The 2,387-nt window shown below is 63.1% G+C and carries 2 protein-coding genes; both read left to right on the top strand.

Going from position 1 to position 2,387, the window contains the following annotated elements; all coding sequences use genetic code 11:
- Positions 1-166: 166 nt before the first annotated feature.
- A complete protein-coding gene (istA, locus tag ACQRC0_RS08640) occupies positions 167-1,618 on the top strand; it encodes an IS21 family transposase (protein ID WP_244595125.1) in 1,452 nt (483 codons plus the stop codon).
- A gap of 2 nt (positions 1,619-1,620) precedes the next feature.
- Complete coding sequence (gene istB, locus ACQRC0_RS08635) at positions 1,621-2,385, top strand: IS21-like element helper ATPase IstB (RefSeq protein ID WP_273339942.1); 765 nt, start codon at positions 1,621-1,623, stop codon at positions 2,383-2,385.
- The last annotated feature ends 2 nt before the right edge of the window (positions 2,386-2,387 follow it).

Below are 2,387 nucleotides of genomic sequence, written 5' to 3'. Positions count from 1 at the left end.
TGTTTTTGATAGCTTTTATTTTTAGGAAATCACGAGATAAAAGTTTCGGGTTTCACGACGATTGTTTCGCCTCATAAGCAAAGGCGCCGACCACCTCCAACGGATGGCCTAACTTAGTCATTGCTTCGGTAATCGACTCAAGGAGGCCGGAAAGGAAATGATCGGCATGTCAACTATTCTAGCAATCAAGCAGCGCGCTGCCCGTGGCGACAGCGTCGCCCAGATAGCCAGGGAGGAGGGAATCTCCGAGCCCACGGTGCGCAAATACCGCGACATGGACGACTTCTCCCCTCAGGTCAAGCCCAGGAAGAGGCGCGGTTCGAAGCTTGACCCGTTCAAGGCGACGATAGATCGTTGGCTTGCGGAGGACAGGAAGCGGCGCCCCAAGCAGCGACACACGGCCCAGCGGGTATTCGACCGGCTCGTCGCGGAATGCGGCTACGACGGCAGCTACACAATCGTCCAGGCCTACGTCAAGAAGCGCAAAGCCGAGCTCAAAGGCGCCAAAGACGAGTTCCTCAACCTCGAATGGGCGCCCGGCGAGGGGCAGGTCGACTTCGGCGTGTGCGACTTCAGGGTGCTGGGCGTCATGCGCGAGGTGCACTACCTGGTGGTCACCTTCCCGTTCTCCAACGTGTCGCTGGCGCAATGCTTCTGGGGCGAGACGTCGGAATGCGTCTGCGAGGGCCTGAAGGCCGTGTTCGAGTTCTGCGGGGGCGTGCCCACCCGGTTGGTGTTTGACAACGCCACGGGCGTCGGCAGAAGGGTCGGCCAGGTTGTCAGCACCGCCGACACGTTCACGCGCTTCGCCGCCCACTACGGGTTCGACTTCTCCTTCTGCAACCCCAACTCCGGCCACGAGAAGGGCTCCGTGGAGAATGCCGTCGGGGCCATCCGGCGCAACCTGTTCGTCCCCGTTCCCCGCATCGACAGCCTGCCCGCCTACAACAAGCGGATCCTCGGCAGGTGCCTGGATCGCGCCGGCAAGGACCATTACCTCAAAGGGGAGCCCGAGCGCCAGCTGTTCATGGAGGACTGCGTGGCCATGGCCGACCTGCCGGCGAAGCCCTTCCGCGTCGCGAAGATAGTCACGGCCAAGACCGACAAGTACGGCGACGCGTGCCTCGACGGCAGACACCGCTACCCGCTCGGGCCGGACCACGGCGAGGAGAGGGTGATCGTCGAGCTGGGCGCATTCCGGGTAGCCTTCTACGACGGCGAGGGCACGCAGATCGCCGCCTTCGACCGAGCATACGGGGATGCGCCCACCAAGGCCAGCGACCCCATGTCGCAGCTGGCGCTCCTTTGCAGGAAGCCGGGCGGATGGCAGAACAGCGCCGTCAGGGCGACCTTGCCGAAATCGCTGGCCAGGTCGATGGATTCCATGGGCAGGGCCGACAGGGGCACGATGCTCAGGATGCTTCGCGACGTCAGCGCGGATGCGGGCTACGAGGCCGCGGTAGCGGCGATGGCCGCGCTCGGCGCCGACGGCGGCGTCCCCAGCCGCGCTGACGTCGCATTGGCTGCCGCATGCACGGCGAACGGCCAAGGGTCCATCGCATACGACGACAGCCCCGACCTCGGGATGTACGACGCCGTCTTCGCAAAGGAGGCCTAGCCATGGACATCGAGCAGATGACGAGGGGCCAGATCGAGGCGGAGTTCGCCGCGCTGGCCAGGACCATGTACTTCACCAAGTCGACGATCGCGGCGTTTTCCAAGGATGCCACGCGAGGCCAGCTGGTGGCTGCATGCGAGCTGATCAGGAGCGAGAACGCCACCAGGGAGGAGAACAGGAAGGCAAGGCTCATGAGGCAGGCCAAATTCCCGGCCGTGAAGTCGGTCGCGGACTTCGACTTCGGCGAGGTGTCCTTCCCAGACGGCTACACCGTCGATGACCTGGTGTCATTGGAGTTTGTCCGGCAGGCCCAGGACTTCGTGTTCTACGGAGGATGCGGACGCGGAAAGACCCACCTGTCGATCGCACTGGGCGTGCTGGCGGCCGAGCGGGGCTACAAGGTCAGGTACTTCGAGACCGCGTCGCTGGTGCTGATGCTGAAGGCGGCCGTCGCCGACAACAGGCTCGAGCAGGTGCTTCGCGACATAGCCAAGGCGGACCTGCTGATAATCGACGAGTACGGCTACATCCCGATAGACATCGAGGGCGCTCGGCTGCTCTACCAGGTGATGTCGGCAACGTACGAGACGAGGAGCATGATCGTCACAACCAACATAGAGTTCGGCAAATGGGGCACTGTGCTGGGAGACGCGCACCTGGCCACGGCGACGATTGACAGGATCATGCATCATGGTCGGCTGGTTGAGTTCGGCGGGCAGAGCAGAAGGTTCGAGGAAGCCTTGATGATGGGAAGATCGGACAGTTAGCG

The sequence above is a fragment of the Collinsella sp. SGI.033 genome, from assembly GCF_050315135.1.
Taxonomy (GTDB): Bacteria; Actinomycetota; Coriobacteriia; order Coriobacteriales; family Coriobacteriaceae; genus Collinsella.
The sequence above is the reverse complement of the archived record's forward strand: the minus strand, read 5'-3'. Positions and strand labels throughout refer to the sequence as shown.

What these genes read in the sequence shown, in the direction of transcription:
- istB (WP_273339942.1), top strand. Translation starts at nt 1,621, where the DNA reads ATGGACATCGAGCAGATGACGAGGGGCCAGATCGAGGCGGAGTTCGCC.
- istA (WP_244595125.1), top strand. Translation starts at nt 167, where the DNA reads ATGTCAACTATTCTAGCAATCAAGCAGCGCGCTGCCCGTGGCGACAGC.